The organism is Limosilactobacillus sp. (genome assembly GCF_041859915.1).
Lineage (GTDB): Bacteria > Bacillota > Bacilli > Lactobacillales > Lactobacillaceae > Limosilactobacillus.
In genome coordinates this window covers 1-22,604 of the sequence record NZ_JBFLGB010000025.1, presented here as the reverse complement: position 1 = coordinate 22,604, position 22,604 = coordinate 1, and the positions used below count along the sequence as shown (strand labels likewise).

The 22,604-nt window shown below is 42.9% G+C and carries 21 protein-coding genes and 1 pseudogene; 3 read left to right on the top strand and 19 right to left on the bottom strand.

From position 1 onward, the window contains the following. The 17 genes and pseudogenes from ACEYV4_RS05000 to ACEYV4_RS04920 all read right to left on the bottom strand — a co-directional run. A pseudogene (locus ACEYV4_RS05000) lies at positions 1 to 241 on the bottom strand (methyltransferase); the annotation flags it as partial. Positions 242 to 259: 18 nt separating this feature from the next. Further along, entirely contained in the window at positions 260 to 928 is a 669-nt protein-coding gene (locus ACEYV4_RS04995; RefSeq protein WP_373842308.1) for a TrkA family potassium uptake protein, read from the bottom strand. Continuing rightward, on the bottom strand, positions 921 to 2,264 hold the full coding sequence (locus ACEYV4_RS04990) for a TrkH family potassium uptake protein (RefSeq protein ID WP_373842307.1): 1,344 nt from the start codon (positions 2,262 to 2,264) through the stop codon (positions 921 to 923). Before ACEYV4_RS04990 ends, ACEYV4_RS04995 begins: the two co-directional genes overlap by 8 nt. Positions 2,265 to 2,383: 119 nt before the next feature. After that, complete coding sequence (locus ACEYV4_RS04985; RefSeq protein WP_373842306.1) at positions 2,384 to 3,094, bottom strand: EAL domain-containing protein; 711 nt, start codon at positions 3,092 to 3,094, stop codon at positions 2,384 to 2,386. Positions 3,095 to 3,170: 76 nt separating this feature from the next. Further along, the gene (locus ACEYV4_RS04980) at positions 3,171 to 4,262 is read right to left on the bottom strand and encodes a GGDEF domain-containing protein (protein WP_373842305.1); all 1,092 of its coding nucleotides are present in this window, start codon (positions 4,260 to 4,262) and stop codon (positions 3,171 to 3,173) included. A gap of 405 nt (positions 4,263 to 4,667) precedes the next feature. Further along, positions 4,668 to 5,528: an alpha/beta hydrolase gene (locus ACEYV4_RS04975; RefSeq protein ID WP_373842304.1), complete on the bottom strand. Its 861-nt coding sequence runs from the start codon at positions 5,526 to 5,528 to the stop codon at positions 4,668 to 4,670. Between the two features lie 3 nt (positions 5,529 to 5,531). Beyond that, on the bottom strand, positions 5,532 to 6,710 hold the full coding sequence (locus tag ACEYV4_RS04970; protein WP_373842303.1) for an ATP-binding protein: 1,179 nt from the start codon (positions 6,708 to 6,710) through the stop codon (positions 5,532 to 5,534). A 114-nt stretch (positions 6,711 to 6,824) separates the two neighbouring features. Further along, the gene (locus tag ACEYV4_RS04965; RefSeq protein ID WP_373842302.1) at positions 6,825 to 7,256 is read right to left on the bottom strand and encodes a hypothetical protein; all 432 of its coding nucleotides are present in this window, start codon (positions 7,254 to 7,256) and stop codon (positions 6,825 to 6,827) included. Positions 7,257 to 7,436: 180 nt separating this feature from the next. Beyond that, positions 7,437 to 8,669, bottom strand: a complete 1,233-nt coding sequence (locus ACEYV4_RS04960) for an LPXTG cell wall anchor domain-containing protein (protein WP_373842301.1) — start codon at positions 8,667 to 8,669, stop codon at positions 7,437 to 7,439. Between the two features lie 905 nt (positions 8,670 to 9,574). After that, positions 9,575 to 10,375, bottom strand: a complete 801-nt coding sequence (locus ACEYV4_RS04955) for a hypothetical protein (RefSeq protein ID WP_373842300.1) — start codon at positions 10,373 to 10,375, stop codon at positions 9,575 to 9,577. A gap of 382 nt (positions 10,376 to 10,757) precedes the next feature. After that, the gene (locus tag ACEYV4_RS04950) at positions 10,758 to 11,171 is read right to left on the bottom strand and encodes a KxYKxGKxW signal peptide domain-containing protein (RefSeq protein ID WP_373842299.1); all 414 of its coding nucleotides are present in this window, start codon (positions 11,169 to 11,171) and stop codon (positions 10,758 to 10,760) included. Between the two features lie 436 nt (positions 11,172 to 11,607). After that, complete coding sequence (gene efp / locus ACEYV4_RS04945) at positions 11,608 to 12,165, bottom strand: elongation factor P (protein ID WP_373842298.1); 558 nt, start codon at positions 12,163 to 12,165, stop codon at positions 11,608 to 11,610. A gap of 218 nt (positions 12,166 to 12,383) precedes the next feature. Beyond that, positions 12,384 to 12,704 (bottom strand): hypothetical protein, encoded by a 321-nt coding sequence (locus ACEYV4_RS04940; protein WP_373842297.1) that lies wholly within the window; start codon positions 12,702 to 12,704, stop codon positions 12,384 to 12,386. Between the two features lie 95 nt (positions 12,705 to 12,799). Further along, positions 12,800 to 15,055 (bottom strand): ATP-binding cassette domain-containing protein, encoded by a 2,256-nt coding sequence (locus tag ACEYV4_RS04935; protein WP_373842296.1) that lies wholly within the window; start codon positions 15,053 to 15,055, stop codon positions 12,800 to 12,802. Positions 15,056 to 15,319: 264 nt separating this feature from the next. Further along, positions 15,320 to 15,889: a DUF4767 domain-containing protein gene (locus tag ACEYV4_RS04930; RefSeq protein ID WP_373842295.1), complete on the bottom strand. Its 570-nt coding sequence runs from the start codon at positions 15,887 to 15,889 to the stop codon at positions 15,320 to 15,322. 43 nt (positions 15,890 to 15,932) lie between these two features. Beyond that, the gene (pepF, locus tag ACEYV4_RS04925; protein WP_373842294.1) at positions 15,933 to 17,750 is read right to left on the bottom strand and encodes an oligoendopeptidase F; all 1,818 of its coding nucleotides are present in this window, start codon (positions 17,748 to 17,750) and stop codon (positions 15,933 to 15,935) included. A gap of 25 nt (positions 17,751 to 17,775) precedes the next feature. After that, entirely contained in the window at positions 17,776 to 18,327 is a 552-nt protein-coding gene (locus ACEYV4_RS04920) for a MerR family transcriptional regulator (protein WP_373842293.1), read from the bottom strand. 103 nt (positions 18,328 to 18,430) lie between these two features. Here ACEYV4_RS04920 and ACEYV4_RS04915 point away from each other — a divergent pair, with 103 nt between their 5' ends. Next, complete coding sequence (locus tag ACEYV4_RS04915; protein WP_373842292.1) at positions 18,431 to 19,279, top strand: SDR family NAD(P)-dependent oxidoreductase; 849 nt, start codon at positions 18,431 to 18,433, stop codon at positions 19,277 to 19,279. A gap of 23 nt (positions 19,280 to 19,302) precedes the next feature. Further along, positions 19,303 to 19,869 carry a sugar O-acetyltransferase gene (locus ACEYV4_RS04910; RefSeq protein WP_373842291.1) on the top strand — a complete coding sequence of 189 codons (567 nt, stop codon included), beginning with the start codon at positions 19,303 to 19,305 and terminating at the stop codon, positions 19,867 to 19,869. 411 nt (positions 19,870 to 20,280) lie between these two features. Here ACEYV4_RS04910 and ACEYV4_RS04905 read toward each other — a convergent pair whose 3' ends face one another. Beyond that, positions 20,281 to 21,048 (bottom strand): SDR family NAD(P)-dependent oxidoreductase, encoded by a 768-nt coding sequence (locus ACEYV4_RS04905; RefSeq protein ID WP_373842290.1) that lies wholly within the window; start codon positions 21,046 to 21,048, stop codon positions 20,281 to 20,283. Positions 21,049 to 21,066: 18 nt separating this feature from the next. Then, positions 21,067 to 22,317 carry a nitrate/nitrite transporter gene (locus ACEYV4_RS04900; RefSeq protein ID WP_373842289.1) on the bottom strand — a complete coding sequence of 417 codons (1,251 nt, stop codon included), beginning with the start codon at positions 22,315 to 22,317 and terminating at the stop codon, positions 21,067 to 21,069. 143 nt (positions 22,318 to 22,460) lie between these two features. Here ACEYV4_RS04900 and ACEYV4_RS04895 point away from each other — a divergent pair. Next, positions 22,461 to 22,604: TetR/AcrR family transcriptional regulator (locus tag ACEYV4_RS04895; protein ID WP_373842309.1), on the top strand; the 144-nt coding region annotated here is incomplete at its 3' end.

The window sequence follows — 22,604 nt, the reverse complement described above, 5'->3', positions numbered from 1 at the left end:
CCCGACAAAGATCTAGGATCTGGTCATGACCACCGAAGTTCAGTCGCATAACCAAATCTTGCCAAATTCGTGCATGTCCCCTGGTAATTGTGTGCAAGAGAATACCCGTCCATAACGCTAACAGAATAATCCAAATTAGGTCCCAATACTGATGACTAGCAACCGTCCCAATCAACCCAATTAAGGTAACCAGAATGGCTGCAATCACCAACGTTACCACGTTAATCCCATGTAATTTCATTTTTTTGCTTCCTTGTTATTAACTAACTATATCATTTAGCCGCCGAATATCTGCCAATCGTCCTACCACTGTAATCTTATCACCCGCTTGAATAACATCATTGGCCTGGGGCATCTGGTTAACTTGGTCAGCAGTATCCACAATGATAATCACGTTAACATGATACTTATTACGAAAATTTAATTCATCCAAAGTCTTACCAACAAACTTAGGGTTATCAATCACTACTTCGGCTAAAGTGGTCTCCTTGCTTAATTTTACATAATCAACCACGCTCGGGTTAAGCTGTTGAAAGATCAAGCGTTTAGCCAGGTCGTGTTCTGGCCGGACAACCCGGTCAGCACCGACCCGTTCCAGTACTCGAGCATGATTGGCATTCTCCGCCCGACAAGTAACGTCCGGAGCACCAAGATCTTTAGCAATCAGGGTTGCCATAATACTCGCCTCAATGTTTTGGCCAATTGAAATGTAAACATGATCAAAGCTTCCAATATCAAGTTCACGCAAGGCCTCTTCATCCTGGGCATCGGCTACCACAGCGCGCATTACCGAGTTTGCCAATTCATTAATAACTTCCGCATTGATATCGATCGCCAACACTTCTTGTCCGGCTTGAACGAGGGCTTCACAGATGGAGGCCCCAAACTGACCAATGCCGACGACAGCGTAACTTTCTTTTTTAGCCAATTAACACACTCTCCTCTGGATAACGATAACTTTTAGTCTTGGGGCGGGCATTAAAAATGGAAAACATCACCGTGTAAATACCGACCCGACCGATAAACATCAAAATCATGATAATTACTTGACCGATAAAATTAAGCTGGGGAGTAATTCCTAACGAAATCCCGGTAGTACCAAACGCCGCCACAGCCTCAAAGACCACGTAAGACAACGAATCGTGTTTTGGCAAGGCCTGGGTCTCAATCAGCAGGAAAATTGCTATTAAGAGAATAACCAAGGCCACGAAGAGCAAGGTTAATGCTCGGTAGATATTTTCTTGGGTAAAGCGACGGTGGGCAAACTCCATATCTTTTTGACCACGCAAAGTCGCAATGCTCTGAATAGCTAGCAAACCAATAGTAGTGGTTTTAACCCCACCGGCCGTTGAACCAGGTGTGCCACCGATAAACATCAAGATAATCGTAAAACTCAGTCCGGCTGCACTCAATTTATTATACGGAAAGGTAATCAGCCCTGCGGTTCGGGGAGTGATCGCCATAAAGACCGTATTCAATGCACGTTGGGGAGCCGACAACTGACCACTTAACTGACTAAGATTATGCTCGGTCAAAAAATAAACTAGCACGGATAAAAGCATTAAAAAGGCACCGGTACGGAGAGCTAATTGGGTGTGGAGAGACAGGTGATGGTACTGGTGATAGCCGAGAAGATCTTTCCAGACTAAAAAGCCAAAAGAACCGGCGATAATTAAGACAATTAAAACACAAAGTACGTAAGGGTCAGCGGCGTAGTTAGCCATACTATTACCGAAGAGGTCAAAGCCAGCATTGCAAAAGGCCGAAATCGCATGAAAAATGCTATACCAGAGTCCTCGTCGCCATCCATATTCAGGATAGAAAGCAACAAACAAAAAGACACTCCCAATTAATTGGATAATCAGCGACAATTTGATGATCAAATAGACCACGTTCAGCTGTGACAAGTGATCAAGGTTGAGGGCTTCCTGAGTCAAAAGACGAGTCGACATCCGCATCCGGCGCCTGATCATCAGTGACATCATAACAGCAAAGGTCATGAAACCCAAGCCGCCCACTTCCATTAAAAGGGCGATCACCACCTGGCCAAAAAACGACCAATGCTCTGCCGTATTAACCAGGGTCAAACCGGTTACACAGGTGGCACTAGTCGAAGTAAACAGGGCCGTCATGAAACTAGTTTCCAGTCCTGGACGTGTTGCTACCGGTAAGGACAAAAGAGTTGTACCGGCCATAATCATCAGTAAAAACCCTAAAGTCAGAATTTTGGGAAATGAATACTTATGTCCACTAATCTCAATCATAATTTCACCCGCGTTCATTAATTATCATCAATTATAAGCTTTTTTATCCACTTAAGCGATGACAGAGCGGGTTAAAACAAAATTAAGCTGACGAGAAAATCGTCAGCTTAATTGCCGTTTCATTTAATAATTTCTGATAGTTTAGTTGGCTTACCGTAATAAAAGCCCTGTTGAAGACAATGCGGATCCTGACAATAGATAATTCTAGCCGTCGTTGCTGAATTAATGACTTCCACTACCATTTCTAATCGATTAGCCCGGGCAAAACGATCCCATTGTTGAAAGATGCTATTCCAGCCAGCCCGGTGCTGTCGAAACATATATAGGGATAACTTAATTCTTTGAACATCATCACTCACCAATCGAACTAAATTCAACTGGTTTTGCCCAGTCCCCACATCGTCCATCGCCAGTCGGTAGCCAAGCCGATGAAGGCGATGAACTGCTGTCGGCACGGTAACCTCAACCTCATTCTTAGCAACTGGACGTTCGGTTATCTCAATCATTAAGTCATTCCGAAAGCGTACAAATTGTTGTAGAAATTGCCAGGTACTAGCAAAGTTAAACTGAACCGGTTCAATATTAATCCAGTATCCTGGCATCCCCGGACGTTGTTTTTTTAGTGTTGGTAATAACTGACTTGTTTTCCACTGCCAGAAAAGGCGATTCCCTTCTGCAGAGCTAACTAGGTGCTGTAATCGTTGCAATGGCACCTGCCCATCAGCATCACGGATCAACAACTCATATTCTCGCAGTCGACGATGTGACAAATCTCGAAGTGTATAAATTGGCTGAGCAAATAACTGCCAATCAAGTGTTGAATTCAACATCCGCCCACTTCCCATCATTCGCTATTATTACTATTATTCACTTCCATTATAACAAAATTCATGAATTATAATAAAATTAATTAAAATTGGTACAGATCTGAGCACGCCCCTGGCTTTTGGCGCGGTATAATTCCGTGTCAGCCCGCCGCAAAGTCAGGTGAGGATCATCTTCTGAATGGGCAATTCCACACGAAAAACTAATCGTTACCCATTGCCCTCCATCAACTGTAAAACGATGGTGACTAATCCGCTTTTCCATTTCTAACATGGCCTGTTTACATTCATTCGCTGAAATTCGATAGAAAACAACACAAAATTCTTCACCGCCAAATCGGTAGACGGACACCTGACTGCTAAATTTTGCCATTAAATTCTGTAGCAAGAACTCTGCAAAAGCTTTTAAAAGAGTATTACCAGCCAAATGACCATATTGATCATTCACCGCCTTAAAATGGTCAATATCCACTACCCCGAACTTAACCCGACGCTGGGAACCTTCTTCACGCAGCCGTTCGACCAGGTTTGAAAAAGAACGATAGTTTAATAAGCCGGTCAACTTATCATGAGTATTTTGGTACGCAATCTCTGCAGAACGTTTCCGATAAAGCTGGTAAATATAACGTGCCCAAATTGTGATAATAACGAAAATTAAACTCCCACCGAGCAACGGCAAGGGGCCATAAGCAAGGTGCGGCCTTTGCCACACATCCACCCACATATTAGTAATTACCAATACAATGGTATAAAGAAGATGGCTTTGCCACCGGGGATGGTGACAAAGTAAGGCCTCTAAGCCCAATAATATTGTCAATCGCACGATAATGTAAAAAGGCTGTTGGGGATAATTTAAGTTATCAATATATAAAAAACCGTTAAACAGAATTGCGGTAATGATAATACTGCCACAAATATAATCCCAATTGTGGTAATTGCTAATAAACATAATGGAAACTGCCATAGCATAAGGATAGACAAAGGTCCCTAATTCATCATAAGAATAATTAAGAATAACTAATTCCTGTAGGGCAAAGGTCAGTAAAACAATTCCTACCTGGAGCCAATGTTTAATCTGACTATTGTGAAGAACAATATGAACAACATATTGGCTCAGTGCCATACTAGTAATTAAGCTTGGTAAAAGAATTAGCTCGGTTAATAACTTCCCCATGATCAATAATTCCTCCAGTAATCCTTCCAATTAAATTTAGTTCTTATTATTATGAAAGAACAAAAATAAAAAGGCAACCCGCGCTTACCACAACACAGGTTGCCTTTATCGTTTTAATACGAATTTAGTAATTTGAACCACGTCCGGAGGTTGATGTTAATTGGATAAAAAGGATGTGCGATTCATAGCTACTAAATACGCAATTATTTTAAAAATAAATGCAAACCATTCATTTGCAAAAGAAATTATAAGCGTTTAACAAAATATTGTAAAGCGCAAATCTCCATTTTTTATTTACAATTTGATTACGTCCAGATAACAAAATTATTGCTAACAGTTAACTGTCAATTAACACCGACTCAATTACAATATGATTAACAAATCAGCTTTTCTTGTCCAATTGGTTTAGCAATTTTCCCCATATAAAAAACGGACTAAATAAAAATCTACCTTTTTATTATTATGCAGTCCACTGTGGTTAGCATGGAATCCCGTCACCCGAACCTCTTGGTAGGAGCGGGCGCGCTTCTGAACCAGGTAGCGCATTGCGCGGGATGAAATGTTAGCGACTCGGCCATCTGAATGGGAACCATCTTGCAGATCTCCATAAATATTCAAGACCCGAATATATCGCGGAAAGTGATCATGCAGTGGTAAAAGCCCTCGATACTCCGCCGTCTGTCGTGGTAAGGGAAAACCGTCTGAGCGTAAATGCATTTTAGACTGATTATGTGGACCTAATGAACCATTGAAAGCCCCACCGAGTGAAACCACCTTGGCTGTTTGGGGCAAAGTATGATCATTGAGGTTATCCATTAGGTAATAAAGAATGATCAAGGGACCGCTGGAATGACCAACTAAGTTAATTGTCTTGAAATGATACTGGACCTGTAAAGCAACCACAACGTTCTTTAAACAGGCTGCCGTAACGTGGTCATCTTTTTCATGACTATTCTGTAACTCAACTTCAACAAGCGGATGGTGGGGATGAATAGGCAGATGACCGGTAAAATAAACGTGTCCTGTCGGTGTCACATTAGCACGAATAACATTCACCCTGGTGGTAACGCCAGCGTCAATTAGTGCATGAACCATCTTCACCTCGGCATGGTAGTTGCTGGGTAGACCATGGATAAAGATCGTTGGTACGGTAACGTCAGATTGCCGCGGCGAACGCAATGCTGACCAGTTTTGCTGGATGGTTCCCAAAGCAAATGAACTAGCCAATAATAAAGAATATACAATCCAGTGCAAGCGATGACTCATTTTTTAATCATCTCCTTGCCACCAAGCAGGTAGGTTGATGTGGGCCGTTACCGGCTGATGATCAAAGAGGCAAAGGTTAATCTCCCCAACTGCTAGGTAAGCTGCCCGTGGAAGGCGCCAATCTCCTGGTAAGCTGCGTACCTCTGATTCATCTAACAGACGGTGGACGATTAAGTTGCCAAATTGAGACCGCAATCGTGCTGGTAAGTCCAACGGCGATTGAGTCGTCAAGATTAATTTGATGTCTAATTTCCGCCCTTCACGTAAGAGCTGGAAAATTCCGTTATCAGCCAAATCACGACTATCCTTAGGCAGGTAACGGTGAGCTTCATCTAATACTACATTAACCGGAAAACCGGCATTAGCTTGCAGACGATACTTGAGAATCTGTTTAAGTAAAAGTGAAATCAGTAAGCGCTGACTAGCCTCGTAATTTTTTAAAAGTGATAAGTCAATTACTAAGGTCCGATGTTGACTAGCGTGGTGAAGAAACATTTTCAAAATAAAGTTAAGCTCACTCTTCATTGTCCCCGGATGACTATCGGTATCAAAAAGAGCACGGAAAACTGGGCTGGCTAGTCGTTCCTGGAGCATCGTTAATTGTGGCCATTGGCGATTAATGGCTACCCGGTCATATTGCTGGCCAAGAAGATGGTAATCAGCTTGCCCATCCAACCTGGGAATCACAAACTCCGCAATCAACTGGTCGAAAAGATCCGAAAGATGGTAGTCACTCGCCCATGAGCCAAGATGACGCAAAGCCCGTTGGTGATCTTGAATAGGGCGGTTTTGACGCTGATAAATGCCGGAATGCTTAATCACATTTTGTTGTAGGCGCAAATCAGTAATGGCTTGACGTAATTTTTGCAGGAATTCTGGGGTAACTGGCAGTTGCAAGATTCGTAATAAGTGAACGGCTGACAATTTACCAGCTTCAAAATATGCATTATCGCCAAAACGGTAGGTAACCGTGTTAGGAAGTTGCGCGTATTCACCAGTTGGGTCGAGAATAATGGCCGTTTCATTTTGTTGCTGAAGCTGACTCAGTAATGAAAGGGTCGTGGTTGTTTTACCACTACCAGTTTGACCGACAATCAAAAGATGGTGGCTTAATAATTGTTTCATTAACCGGACTTGCTGGCTAGCTGTCATTGTTGTGGAAAATTGAATGGCTGATTGCACAAATTGGTTCCTCCCTTTTTGATTCATTATCAAATAAAATGATTAAATACCGAAAGTGTCCCATAACTATTAGATCTTTACCTAATAGTTATGAAACACTTTAAAGTAATCATACTAGTGTTTTTTCTTTTTTAACATAGCACGATACTGTGCACGAGTCATCATAACTTCATTATTAGCCGGAATCGCAGCTGATTGTTGGCCTGATTGTGCGGATTGAGCTGAAACTATCGAATCTGATAATGAACTTGGTGCCACGCTGTCTTCAGCAGCCGGTGGAATAATTTGAAAGCCGTGATCAGTATTATGATCAACATTAATTGGTCGTGTGTCTGTCACCGTTCTTGGTCCAACATCCATCGTGGCACCACCAGTGATTTTATTCAAAATTGCTAATGTTTGCACAGCCTTGTCATGGTTATCTTGCGTTACTTTCATCAATTTTTGATCAGGATGCGGGTCTTTTTTCATCTGGTCAAGTTGACCTTGTGTACTACGGATAATCGCCTTTGTTGAGGCAATAGTACTCTTCAAGTTTTCATCCATTTTACTATCATCCCTATTTAATGCTTCCTATTAATTATAAACTGCTTTGCTTCAATATTGAATCGCAATTAAATAAAAATGACCCATAGTGGAATTGCTCCATTATGGATCATTTTCTTACTTTAGATTAAAGCCTAAAGTTTAATAGTCCGAACATAATCATTAAATCTTCAATTAATTTTAGTATTCACGTTTCTTAGCAGCCAGGCCAAAGCCAAACATTGCGGCAGCAGCACCCAAGGCAACTACAGCAGCGGTATTTTCGTTACCAGTTTGTGGTAATTCGCTAGCAGCACTGGAGTTGGTGTTAGTAGCGGCTGAACCATTAGCGGTCTTAACAGCCGCAACTGGTTGTACAGCAGCAGTGTTATTAGCACTTGGATCTACGGCTGAACCATTACCAGCAACTGAACCGTTATTAGCGTTAGAAGTGTTGTTGGTAGTAGAACCAGGGGTAGCAGTAGATCCGTTGTTAGCAGTTGAACCAGCATTGGAACTTGGCGTCTCAGAACTTGCACCGGAGCCTGGTGTCTCAGAACCGCCATTGTTTTGGTTCCAGTCAATGCCATTCAATAGATCTTGTGCCTGTTGAAGCAGTTGAGTAGCCTTGGCAGCATTAGCGGCAGCTTCGTTAACTACTTGTTGTGCAGCGTCAACATTAGCATTAGCATCAGTTAAGTTCTTCTGAGCATTCAGAAGATCTTGGTGAGCAGTTTCAACTGCTTCATCAGCCTTAGTCAGAGCATTTTCAGCATCATCGTAAGCCTTTTGAGCAGCAGCTTTCTTAGCTAATGCAGCAGCGGCTTCATTGTCGGCCTTAGTTAGAGCATTTTCAGCATTATCATAAGCAATCTGAGCAGTGCCAAGTGCCTTGTTAGCAGCATCAGCAGCGTTATCAGCAGCAGTCAAGGCATTTTCGGCATCGTCGTAAGCCTTGGTTGCAGTAGTAACATTTTCGTTAGCAGCTACCAAGTTATTATCAGCGGTAGTTTCAGCATTCCGTGCTTCATCAAATGCTTTCTGAGCAGCCTTTTGAGCGGCGGCAGCAGTCTTGTAGTTGTTCCGAGCAACAATTACATCGTGTTGAGCACCCTTCAGACCATTGTTAGCCCAAGTCAAAGTACTTTGTGCGTCAGCTAATTGCTTAGCAGCCATCTTAGCAACAACGTTAGCTTCAGTTGCCTTAGTTTGAGCAGCCTTTTGAGCAGCAACAGCAATCTTATAGTTGTTCCGAGCAACATTTACATCGTGTTGAGCACTCTTCAGGTTAGCCTTAGCAATAGTCAAAACATTTTGTGCATGGTTAGCAGCTTTTTGAGCTAAGAGAACAACATTGTGTTGATGGTTAACAGCATTACTTGCCTTAGTTTCAAGGTTTTGAGCATTGTCCAAAGCAGTTTGTGCCTTTGCCAATGCATTTTGAGCATTATGAAGAGTTGTAGCAGCTTCTTCTTCAGCCTTTTCAGCGTTAGCCAGGTTAGTTTGTGCTTCTGTTACAGAGCCAGCCTTATTAGCATTTTCTTCAGCCGTAGTTTCAGCATTCCGTGCAGCGTCAAAGGCGTCTTGAGCAGCCTTTAGTGCCTGGTCAGCTTGAGATACCTTGGTCGTTGCAGCAGCAACGTTGTTCTTCCAACTTTCAACAGATCCGGCCTGGTTAGCAGCTTCTTCGGCACTAGTTTCAGCATTCCGGGCAGCGTCAAAGGCCTTTTGAGCAGCCTTCAGTGCCTGGTCAGCTTGAGATACCTTAGTCGTTGCAGCAGCAACATTGTTCTTCCAATTCTCAACGGAGCCGGCCTGGTTAGCGGCTTCTTCGGCACTAGTTTCGGCATTCCGGGCAGCATCAAAGGCCTTTTGAGCATTTGCCAGGTTAGTCTTAACAGCATTGAAGTTGTCAAGATCAGTCTTAGCAGTAGCAGTCTTATCTGAGGCAGCGTCCCACTTTGCCTTAGCGTCTTGTTGTGCTTCGTCATTCCATTCAACTGGATTGTTGAGGTAGTTTTGGTAAGCATCATCAAAGGCAGCCTTAGCAGCAGCTTCAGCCTTAACGGCGTTATCGTATGCACTCTGAGCTGCGTTTTGAGCATCCGTCAGAGCTGTCTTAGCAGCAGCAGTCTTGTTTGAAGCGGCGTCCCACTTTGCCTTAGCATCTTGTTGTGCTTCGTCGTTCCATTCAACTGGATTGTTGAGGTAGTTTTGGTAAGCGTCATCAAAGGCAGCCTTAGCAGCAGCTTCAGCCTTAACAGCATTGTCGTATGCAGTTTGAGCAGCGTTAATAGCTTGAACAAATGGGTTGTTGTCATATGCACTTTGAGCCTTATTCAGGTTGTCACCAGCCTTGTTAGCAACGGCTTGGGCATCAGTGTAAGCCTTAGCAGCGCTTTGTGCAGGCCATTTTGGGCTTCTAACAAGTTGTTGTTAGCTTCAGATGCTGCGTCAGAAGCAACGTTAACGGCAGAGCCAGCCTTATTAGCAGCGGCTTGGGCATCAGTGTAAGCCTTGGCAGCGCTTTGTGCGTTTTCCAGGCCGTTTTGAGCTTCTAATAAGTTGTTATTAGCGTCAGATGCTGCGTCGGAAGCAACGTTAACAGCAGAGCCAGCCTTATTAGCGGCACTTTGAGCTGCCGTATATGCACTAGCAGCATTTTGAGCCTGAGTTAAAGCATTCTGAGCATCAGTAACATTGTTAACCGCTGCATCATGAGCAGCAGTTGCATCAGAAACTGCTGCTGAGGCTTGACCATATTCTTGACTTGCCTTAGTAACGGCAGCTTGGGCGTTACTGTAAACTTGTTCATACTTTGCCAAGGTAGCCTTAGCAGTATTCAATGCTGTAGTTGTAGAAGTAACATCCTGCTCTGCTTTAGCAAGTGCAGACTTAGCAGCATTGTAGTTCTTAATAGCAGTTATGTTAGCATCATGAGCAGCAGCTAAGTTGGCATTAGCGGTCTTCAGACCAGCTTCTGCCTTAGCAACAGTCTCATCCGCAGCTTTCTTAGCAGCTAAAGCATTGTTATAAGCAGCTTGAGCCTTTTCCTGTGCGGACTTAGCAGCTTTGTAGTTGTTGATAGCAGTTACGTTAGCATCATGAGCTGCGCTTAACTTAGCATTAGCCTTGTTCAAAGCATCACCAGCAGCGTTAGCAGCAGATTGAGCTTCGTTAGCAGCAACTTGGGCAGCAGACTGAGCAGCCTTAGCTTGACTCAGTTGTTCAGCAGCCTTAGATGCAGCCTTGGATGCGGAATTAGCAGCGGAATTAGCATCAGCAGCCTTTTGCTTAGCAACGGTGTAATCAGAAGCAGCAGAGTTAGCAACTTTAGATGCGGCATCAGCAGCAGATTGAGCAGTCTGGGCAGCACTTGTTGCTTGTGAATATTCAGCAGCAGCAGAGTTAGCAACTAATGAAGCGCTATTAGCAGTACTCTTGGCATCGCTGAAGGCATTAGTAGCGCTAATTACATTGCTAGAAGCACTGTTAGCGTTAGCCTTAGCGTCACTCAGATTCTTAGAAGCTGTAGCGGGTGTTGCTAGTAATGTCCTTAGCTTGGCTAGTCAACTGGTTAGCTTCAGAAACAGCAGCTTTTGGTTCAGTAGTAGTGCTAGAAGCTGGAACCGGATTGTCAGCATCACTCTTAACAGCAGCAGAGTTAGTAGCAATTGCACTGGAAGTAGCAGTGTTGTCACTAGCAACTGCAGAGTTAGCGTCAGAAACAGTAACAGCTGCAGAAGTAGCAGAAGTAGATGCGGATGCCGAAGTAGCAGCACTAGCAATTTGAGTAGTTGTTGGTGCAGCAGATTGTGCATCGGCATGAGCAGTAGTATTGACATTAGCTAATGTCAAGCCTGCTAAAGCAGCAGTAGTAACTAAGCCAGCATATACAATATGCTTCTTAGCTTTGTACATCTTGTACCTCATCATAATTGAAGATTCCTCCTATAATAAACTAAATTTAGTTAACAATAGATTCACCTAAGAACATGATTGCATTCAGGCTATGAACAATAATTTTCTCAGGCTTATTCTTATTGTAAACGTTATATTTGAAATCCACAACCACCAAATTACCGTCATATCAAGCATTTGATAAACGTTACACATCATTAAAGCGTTGGCACGACAAGGCTTTGCGAAAAGTAAAATTTTAAAAAAATGTGAATTTAAAGTTAAAATTTTCTTCTTTTACTGAAAATGTAGTTACTTAGCTGAAAACTAATTTTTACAGATTAGATATGTAAACTTACTACGTATTTACTATATTTTAAGCTGCTAATAAGCTTTAAAAACAAAAAAGAGATTCCATCATTCACGTAAATGAAATCTCATTATTTTATCAACGTATAAACTGGAATTTTAATTAAGCCCGGGACTTGTAACTGGCATCAGTAGTATTGATGATCAGCTTGTCACCAGTCTTGATGAAGGCAGGAACGTTAACTACCAGGCCGGTGTCCATCGTTGCTGGCTTACCACCACCATCAATGGTAGCCCCTTTAATCATTGGTTCAGTGTGGGCAACAGTCATTTCAACCGTGGTTGGCAACTCAATCCCAATGATATTGCCATTAACAAAGTTCAAAGTCAGCTTCATGTTTTCTTCCAGGTAATTCCGGTCGTCACCCAGTTGATCATGGGTTAACGTATATTGGTTATAGTTTTCCAGGTCCATGAAGACGGCTGCGTCCCCTTCATCATACAGGTATTGGGCGTTTCGCTTGTCGACCGTCACTTGGTCAACCTTTTCGGATGGCCGCATCGTGGTGTGAACAATGGCACCAGTCTTGACATTTTGAATGTCCATCTGCATCAAGGTATTACCCTTACCAGGTTTGTGGTGGTTAATCTGCAAAACCTTGAACAACTTGTTGCCACGATTAAAAACCATGCCTTTTTTCAAATCAATTGTTTGAATCATAATCTAAAAACTCCTTCGTATCTTAACTAAGTGCCGTTCGAGTAAAGAACTTTCGATAGCCATCTGCCACCGGCCACCGCGGTCGCACTCTGGACCATTAGATGCGCTATTACTACGCAGCATTCAGCTTCTATTGTATCACATCGTAGCCCCAAATTAGTAGCTATTCACGATACGAAAAGTCGTCTAGCCGTTATTTTCGGCTAGGCGCCTGTTAATTAATTTGCACTGACGAGTCCCGCTAAAACTTGTCGTTTAATCAATAATAAATTTCCTTTTGGATTAGACGATTTAACATTCAAAACCATCGTTTGATACACATAGGCGAACAAAGGCGCTACCAAGCAGCGTAATAGTTGGGGTGCTGTTAAATGTTGGTCAATTTCTGGAAATCTTTTTTGGATCTTAAGAACCTGATTTAAGATGCCGCTTTTCCCCATCATAACAACCGCTACATACTGATGAAGGCCTTGCCCTACCAAAATTTCCTGCAGCAAAATCTTAACCAGGTGTTGGAGGTCAATCAAATGTTTCATCATCATTTCTCTTCCTTATTTAGTGAATAAATACTCACTTTGTCAACTTGAAATTAAAAAGCCCGTTTTACTATTATTGGTAAAGCAGACCATCAATATTAATTAGACTCTTTAAGATAAGCACGTAATGCTTGCGCTGTATAGGTGTCAGTCTGAATGATCTGGGCAGGAGTCCCTTGAAACAGAACCCGGCCACCATAGATCCCGGCATCCGGTCCGACATCAATCAGGTAATCGGCGTGACTGATTACATCCAGGTTATGTTCAATCAGGATTAGTGTATCACCGACACTAACCAGCTGGTCAAAGAGCTTTAACAACCGGGCCGTGTTTTGAGGGTGGAGACCGGCAGTTGGCTCATCAAAGATATAAATTTGTCCCGTTTCATTTAACTGAAAAGCCAATTTTAAGCGCTGTAATTCTCCTCCAGAAAGGGTGCTGAGCGGTTGGTCCAGGCGAAGATACTCCAAGCCAACCCGAGTAAGATTTTCCAAGGGTCGACTAATCTCGTTATCGCCTTGGAAGAAATCAACAGCCTGGTTAACTGACATCCCCAATACCTGGGCGATGTTCTTTCCTTGGTATTTAAAGGAAAGAGCTTTTTGGTTGTAACGTTGGCCATGACACAACTCACAAGTCTGGACAACCGGGTCCATAAAGGCCATGTTGGTAATCGTGACTCCCTTCCCCTTACAAAGAGGACAAGCACCCCTTTTACTGTTATAGGTGAAATACTGGGTTGAAGTGTGATTAGCTTTCGCAAAGCGCTTTCGAATTGGGTTGAGCACCTCCACATAGGTAGCCGGGGTAGAGCGGATATTCCCGGTCAAAGCTGTCTGGGTTAAGTCAATATACTGGCCGCGCAAGTGGTGCTTAAGGGCCGTCACTAAGGAGCTCTTACCCGAACCAGCCACCCCAGTTACAACGGTCATCACACCTTTGGGAAAAGCTGCTGTCACATTTTGTAAATTATTTTGGTGAACATTTTTAAGTCGAATCCACCCTTTTGCCGGCCGGGCTGGTCGCAAGTGGTGAGACTTACGTAACCAGGTCCCCGTCAAAGTCTGGGAAGCTAACAATTGCTGGTAAGTCCCGGTAAAGGTCACTCGACCACCACCAGCACCAGCCGCGGGACCAATCTCGATTACATGGTCAGCAAAGGCGATCATCGCCGGATTATGTTCGACAATCATGATCGTGTTACCCCGTTGCTTAAGCCGCACCAGGGCTCGTTTGATCAGTTCAATGTCATGTGGGTGAAGACCAACACTGGGTTCATCGAAGACATAGAGCATGTCGGTTAAGGCACTGGTTAGGTATTTGGCAATCTTGATTCGCTGGGCTTCCCCACCGGAAAGAGTTCCTGTCGAACGATTTAACGTCAGATAACCGAGGCCAATGTCAATTAATGACTGTAGTTTGGTGGTCAATTCGGTGATAATCTCTTGAGCCAATGGAACTTTAATCGCCTTCAAAAAGTCACGGGCGTGGACGAGATCCATGGCGGTAAACTGGGCAATGTTAATCCCATTGATCTTATTAGTCAGCACCTTGGCGTTCAGCCGAGTCCCATGACATACCGGGCAAGGACGGCGAGTAACCAGTTGACTAATGGCTTTCTTATGGTGCTTGCCCTCGGCACTATAAAGAATCGAACGACGGATGCGCGGTACGATTCCTTCATACAAAGCGGTTTTATGCCATTCTTTCGGTGGATTCTTTAACTTGATCTGTGGTGAATGCATCAGCAGTTCATATTCATGGGGCGTGTAATCCTTAATCGGCTTATCATTGTCGAAGAGCCCACTTTGGGTATAACGCCGCCAGCGCCAGGTATTGACACCAAAGCTAACGAAGGTAATGGCTCCTTCATTCAGTGACTTGTTTTTGTCGAGCAACTGACTTTCGTCAATCTCATCGACGTAGCCTAAGCCCTGGCAGTGGGGACACATCCCTTGGGGTAGGTTAAAGGAAAAACTATTGGAATAGCCGACGAAGGGCTTCCCAATTCGGGAAAAGAGCAAGCGAACCAACGAATAAATGCCCGTGTAAGTGGCGAGGGTCGAACGGGCATTGGAACTGAGTCGTTTTTGTTCAACGACAATTGCCACTGGCAGATTATCGATTTGCTGGACCTCGGGTTGACCATACTTGGGCAAATACTGTTGGGTGAAGCTAGGAAAAGTAGCGTTTAGCTCCCGCCGTGACGCTGCAGCCACCGTATCAAAGACGAGTGAACTTTTCCCCGCTCCCGAAAGGCCAACAAAAACCGTAATTTGATGCTTAGGAATTTTAAGGCTGATGTCCTTGAGATTGTTTTGCCGGGCTCCATGAACGGTAATGTACTCTGTCATCAAATTCCTCCTTTAAAACGCAAAACTCGCCCGGTATCATGCCCGAACGAGTAACATGAAGCAATTACTTTTCAATCTTCTTTGCTTCATTCATGGCCTTCATGATGGAAGGATTCTTAGAGTGACAATCCTTGATCATCTGTAGGTCTTCTGCACTTAATTCAACCGTGTACTTAGTCATTTTTCTCCCCTCGCTTTGCCATAAAGTTACTTTTACTATAGCACGAACTACCGTGTCCGTCGTCCTAAATTTGCTAAATTCTGCTAATGCTCATTGGCAATCCGGGCAAAGTTATCCCGGATATCCTGGTTAATCGTCGGGTGGGCACTTGGCTCCCCATCCCGGGTCTGATCAACCAGAGCCACTGGCTTACCATTATGGAAGCAAAAAAAGTAGGTAATCCGGTTCGGCAACGGCGGTTCGGTTCCATCATAATTATAGATGGCGACGACATTGTATTCATAATCACCCTTGCCGGTCGGTGCCCAACCCATGACACCGGCTTGACCATTGACCTGTTCGCGACTCAGGTCTGCCGGATAAGTAACACCAACTGAAGTCTTCAACTGATTGGTACCATCATACTTTTGATACGACTGATGCATTTTGGGTGCCCAATTATTGATAAAAGTAGTCAACTGTTGATCCTGCTGGTGACTCCACACTGTCTGGTGAGCTACCTGGCTGCTAGACTGTTGACTCGTTGACTGACGACTAGTTGCCTGTCCGTGATCAGCCGACTGCTTGCCCTGACTAGTTTGATTACCACAGGCTGTTAGGACACCTGCTACCAAAATTGTTGCTACTCCCAATAGAATCTTTCGGCCCTTCATTATAATTTTTCCTTCCTTATATTATTGTCAATTCTAGCACTTATTATTTTCGTTGGGCAAGTAAGCCTTCAACTTGGTCTAAGCGTCGTTCAAGCACCTTTAAAGCCGCGGTTAGGTAACTGCTCGTGGTGACATCCACCCCAGCATCCTTCAAAATAGCGGTTGGCTTCTTGGAACCACCTGCTTTCAGAAAATTAAGGTAGGCTTTTCGTGCTCCGGCTTGGCCCTGCCAAACTCGTTCAGACAAGGTTGTCGCAATTGCCCAGGAGGTTGCATATTGGTAAACGTAGTAATTCATGTAGAAATGAGGAACATATGCCCAACCCTGGGTGTCTGTACCAACTAGTTCTACCGTTGGGCCAAAGTATTTCTTAGCCAACCGGTGACTTAACTGGTCAAGATAGTCAGCAGTTAACGTCCGACCCGCTTGTTCTGCTCGATAGGCAGTATCCTCAAACTCAGCAAACTGACATTGTCGGTAAATCGTCCCAATGAAGCCATCAATTGATTGCTCCAAAATGAAGATTTGCAACTGAGGATTATCCTGGTACTTTTTCAATAGGTACTCGGTTAAAATGTTTTCATTGAAGGTTGAGGCCACCTCGGCTAAGAAAATTGGCGCATCGGCATACTCTGATGGTTGATAGTGTTGGCTAAACCAGCTGTGCATGGCGTGGCCGGATTCATGAGCTAAGACAAAGGTGCTGTACAACTTATTGGTCCAATTAAGGAGGATAAATGGATTAGCACGGTAAACGCCAATCTCGTAACCGCCGGAACGCTTACCCTTATTCTCGGCCGCATCAATCCAGCGATGGTCGAATTCCGTTTGCAGGGCTGTTACATAGTCTGGTCCCAACACCCGCATGGCATCTAAGACAATTTTCTTGCCCTCTGCGAAGTTAGTCCGTAACAGGTCTTGACCAGCCAACGGGACATTAACATCATACTGGTAAAGGTGGTCCAATCCCAAAGCCTGCTTCTTAATCTGGTACCACCGGTAAGCGAGATCCAGGTGATCGGTAACCGTCTTGATTAAAGTGTCATAAACCTGTTCATCAATCTGATTAGAAGCTAAAGCCGCCTGACGAGCACTGGTATAGTGACGCAACTTAGCGATAGAATTACGACTATCAATGTAGGAATTCAAAGTGGCAGCAAAGGTATTCCGCAAATCATGGTAGGGCTTTTGATATGCTAAAAAGGCTTCCTTGCGCACCGCACGATTAGTTGATTCAGTGAACTGGCTGCGGTTGCCGTGGGTCAACTGCACCAAGTTACCCTGATCATCGTGAACCCGACCAAAATTCAGGTCGGCATCATTTAAGGTATTGTAAATTGTGTCAGCACTATCAAGACTGCGTCCCAACTGACTCAGTAAGCGCTCCTCACGAGTAGATAGAACGTGACCCTTTTGCAGACGAACCTGGTGAAGGGCAAAGCGAAATTCCGCTAGTCCTGGTACATTCTTAAGCCACTCAGCCAGGTGATCATCGGCAATCTCGATGATCTCAGGATCCATGAAGGAAAGAGCCGTATCGATTTGGATAGCCGCATTTTCTGCCGTTCCAAATAATGCATTTGCTTGGTCATCGGTTGTATCACTGTCCCGTCGCAGGAAAGCGTAAACGTATTCCTTCTCTAGCTCTTCGTCAATTATTTTGGCGGTTTGCAAGGCCTTGAGTAAGGTTTCTCCACTATCTGCCAGGTGTCCCTTGAACTGGCGAAGATCTTGTGCCCGTTTAACAGTCTGCTTTAAGTCGGTCCGCATTGCCTGATCATTTGGGTACAGTAAATTCAAGTCCCAGGTCAGCTCTTTAGGAACCTCATTGCGACTCGGTAAATTTTTTGCTTTTGTCATTGTTTTCTCCTTTTTTCAATACAATTCAAGCTTGAGCAGTTTGCCGTAGCGTCTTTTCCTGAGTTGGGGTCTGCTTTTTAGCTTCGTAATCCTTCTGGTAATCAATTAGTTCCTTAATATCATGACATTTAGCCAAGGCAGCCTGATATTGTTGATGAATGTCGGGATCTACCCGTTCACCTTCCGCCGTCTTAGTCATGTGGACTTCTTCGGTTCCAGCTTCCAAGGCCGTCTTGAAATACCACATCTTATAATGCAAGAAGTCTAGTTGATCCTGAAGTACCTTAATCTTTTTGACTACCGACTGTTCCTCCTGGTCAAGTAAATCATACCGTTCCTCCAGGGTGATATCACCGGCCATGCAGAGATCAATGAAATGCCGAATTTCACCAATTTTCATCCCGCACTTCTTCATGCATTCAATTACCTGAAGAAAATTCAGATCGTTGTCTTTAAAACTACGCCGCCCCGCTGCATCACGATCGACAAACGGTAGCAGGCCTTTCCGATCATAGAAGCGCAGGGTTGAAGTGGGAATATCCATTTTCTTAGCAACTTCACCAATTGAATAACGCATCAAAATTTCTCCCTTCACAGTAGTTGACTTAAACCATGGTTTAACTTGTAGTATAGCAGATGAAGAATAAGAATAAATGGTTTTGATACGAAAAGGAGTTATTATGATGAGTAAAACATGGTTAGTTACTGGTACCCACACCGGTTTTGGTAAGCAATTAGCACTTCAATTAGCACAACGTGACGACGTCAACTTGGTTGCTACTTCTCGTAAAGCGGGTCAACTGGATTATCTCAACCAGTATGATCATGGCCAGATTGCCAAGGTCATTCTGGATGTCACTAAGCACGATGAAGTAATCAACGCTGTCAAGACTGCTAACGACAAATTTGGCGGAATTGATGTTCTGGTTAATAACGCCGGCCTCGGTTATTTTGGTACCTTCGAAGAATCCAATCTCGATGATGCAAAGTACATGTTTGATGTTAACGTTTGGGGCTTAGTTGACATGACTCGGCAAACTTTACCAATCATGCGGAAGCAACGGTCCGGCGTGATTGTTAACTTCTCCTCCATCGGTGGCCTTTATTCCTTCCCTACCCTGGCCTTCTACCATGGTACCAAGTATGCGGTTGAAGGAATCACGGGCTCGATTGAAGAAGAAGTCAAGGGTCTTGGCATCAAGACAATGTTGGTTGAACCAAGTGGCTTCCGAACCGATTGGGCAGGTCGCTCTTCACATAAGACCATGCCGACCCATGATGACTACCAACAGTTTGCCAAATTCATCCAGGATAACGCTAATGGCGCCCACCACGAACCTGGTGATCCTGCTAAGGCTGCTGCAATTATCATCGATCAAGTAATGAACCATGAAGATCAACTGCCAGAACACCTGCCACTGGGCAAGATTTCATCTGACCTGGCAATTGACAAGTACACTAAGTTGCTTCAACAGTTCAAAGATCTACGGAAGATCTCATTATCCGCTGACTCACCCGAAAAGCAATAATTGATGGTAAAGGGGGTATTTTAATGGCAAAAAGTGAATTACAGAAACTAGAAGACGGTGAATGGTATAAGGTTAATGATCCCGAAGTAGCCAGTCGGAAGGTTAACTCTGCGGCTCTCTGCCAGGAGTTCAATGCCATTCCCGAAAACGAACCTGAGAAGCAAGAGGCCAAAGCCCGAGAAATTTTCGGTTCCGCAGGCAAAAACCTGGTTGTTCACAGTCGGCTAAACGTTGATTACGGTAAAAATATTCACGTGGGAGACAACTTCCTGGCAAACTATAACTTGACCGTGTTGGATATTGCGCCGGTCAATATCGGTGACAACGTCTGGATCGGTCCTAATACTGATATTTACACCGTCAACCACCCGCTGACCGCTGCGGGACGGCACCAGCGGCTCGGCATCGGCAAGCCGGTTAACATTGGTAACGATGTTTGGATCGGTGGCAAGGTCACGATTTGCCCAGGGGTCACGATTGGCAACGGTGCTGTCATTGCGGCTGGAGCCGTGGTTACCAAGGATATTCCAGCTAATGTTGTCGCCGGTGGTGTCCCTGCCAAGGTAATTAAAAAGATCGACCAAAAGTAAAATTTAATTTAGTCTAAAGCTAAAGCGACTGATAGGAAATTTTCCTTCCTACCAGTCGCTTTATTTATTGTCTATTTCAAAAAATCAGGGTCAAGGTATTCAGAATGTGGATAATGATAGAAGCCCTGACCATCATCCTTGCCGGCATGACAAGCATCGATCATTGCTTTCATTTTTTGCATCGTCAGCTTAGAAGCTGGATCATCATGCGTCTTTAAGTGCTCAAGGCCAATGTAATGTTCTTAAGCCAATGATATCCATCGTAGCCATTGGGCCCAGCTTCGCACCAATACTTATTTTAAAATGAAATGGAAGATGGCCCTTTGCCTGATAAGGGCCATCTTTCACTTAAAATATATTTATACTGTAGGAGATGCTAATTTTATGAACTTAATTTAATCAAAACAAATTTTAACCTCGTAACATACAGTCACCGCCATCAATTTCAATCAGTGAACCATTAACATAGCTTGCCTCATCACTTACCAAAAAGGCAACATAATTTGCAATATCAATTGGCTTTCCAGGTCGCCCTGAAATTGGAATTCTTTTGGCCATCATCTTAAAATGCTTTTCTTTTTGTTGATCAGTTAAAGAGCTCAGAAATTCTTTATACATATGTGTCATAGCAACCGGTAAAATACTATTAGCACGAATATGATACTTTTGTGCCCACTCACGGGCAATTGTTCGCGTCCATGTCATAACAGCGGCTTTAGTACCACCATAAATACCGTCAGGGCTTGTAAAGGCATCCATTGAGCCAAAGTTTAAAATACAACCTCCTTGAGGATTATTCTTCTTCATTTCTTGACAGACAGCTTGATTGACGAAAACAGTGCCTTCAATATTTACTTTTAAGATACGATCCATATCGGCTGGTTGCCAATCTTCAGGTGATGGTGTTATATGAATAGCCGCCGCATTAACTAAAGTGTCTATTCCTCCCATATCTTGACTAATTTGTTGAATTGTTTGGGTAATTTTCCCCTTATCACTAACATCCCCTTGGTAAAAACTCATATTAGGAAGGGAATTAGCCAATTCTTCACCATCTTCAGTTTTATAATCTATTCCAGCAATTTTCGCCCCTTTGGAAGCTAACAATTTACAACATTCATAACCAATGCCATCTTTTGATATACCAGTAACTACAATTCTTTTACCTGTTAGATCCATTTTAGAGTCCTCCTATTATTATTTTGATTTAGCTAATTTCCTAACATCACTTAAAGTTTTGGTCGAAGTAATGAAAAGTGTAATAATTAGTAACAAGACAAAGCAAAGTCCACCAATTAGAAATGCAAGATTAAAATTACCATTTAATTTGTCTAAATAACTGGCTAAGGGACCACCAATCATCGCCCCAATACCAATAGCTACACCAACCCAACCTAATAAAGGTGCACTAGTTTCAGGGCCAAAAATTTTAGGCAGGGTTAATGGGCCATACATATAGCAACACTGATTTGCACTAATTAAAACCGCAAATATAAAGCACCCTACTGTCCCAGAAAGTAAAGGATATAAAAACATATCAAGAGCAACTAAAGAACAATAAATAGCTAAAGTAATATGAACTCCAATATGGTCACTCAACCAACCCACTAAAGTTACAGAGATCATAGACGCAATAGCAACTATTGAAACAAAATTGGCTGCTTCTAAATAACTTAGTCCTTTTTCCTGAAAAATGGTCATTGAATTATTAAAGTACATGGTTGTTGCTACAGTAGCTAAAGTTAGGCCAATGAAAACGGCAACAAATACTTTTGATTTTGCCATTACAGGTAGACTAAGACTTAATTCTTTTATCTTTTCTTGGCTTTTCTTTTTCGTTTTACCAAAGTTAATAGGAGATTCACCATATTTAGACGGCAATTGGTAAATCAAAAATAGACTTGTCAAAATTACAATTGCTGGTATAACTGTTGCCAAATAAATTGCAATTTTTTGATAACCATATTGAACAATTAAACGTGCAGCTATTGGGTTAGCAAAAACAGTAAATAAATTTGAAATCATCGTACTAATTCCAAGAACGGTCCCTGCGCCTTGGTTAAACCATCCACTAACCATAACATTTAATAAAGTTTGTCCACATGCACCATATAATGTTCCAAAAATTAAACCGCCAATCCACATCAGGTAAATACTTTTGGAAAATGCAATCGTGCAATAAATTGCAGATGCGCCAAAGGCACCAATGATACAAAGAATTTTTGGATTATATTTCTTAAACATCTCACCCAAAAACAAATTGCTAATAATCATTCCTAATCCACACATGGTTAGGACAATTTGAAACTGGGTCAAGGAAGCACCAATTGCTTTACATACAGGACTAATAAAAATGACAATTAAAGCATAAATAATTGCATTTAGACTAAAAGAAATAGTTGAACCAATGGCAGTTGAAAATGCTTTATATCGGCTACTAGTACTCATCTTTAATTTCCCCCTTTCACCAATCATATTAAAATGAAAATGGTTACATTTGACAGTTACAAAATATAGGGAATAATAAAATAAGTTACAAATAGCTTGTTATGTAACAGAAGGGCCTGACAATTTTGATTCATCGAAAAACAATGTCTGATATACTTTTTCTATCATTAAAAGATCTTTTACTTACCCACTCGTTTTCTGAAATAACGGTTCAAAATATTGTTGACAATTGTGAAGTTTCTCGGACTACCTTTTATCGATGTTTTAAAGATAAATATGAACTAGCC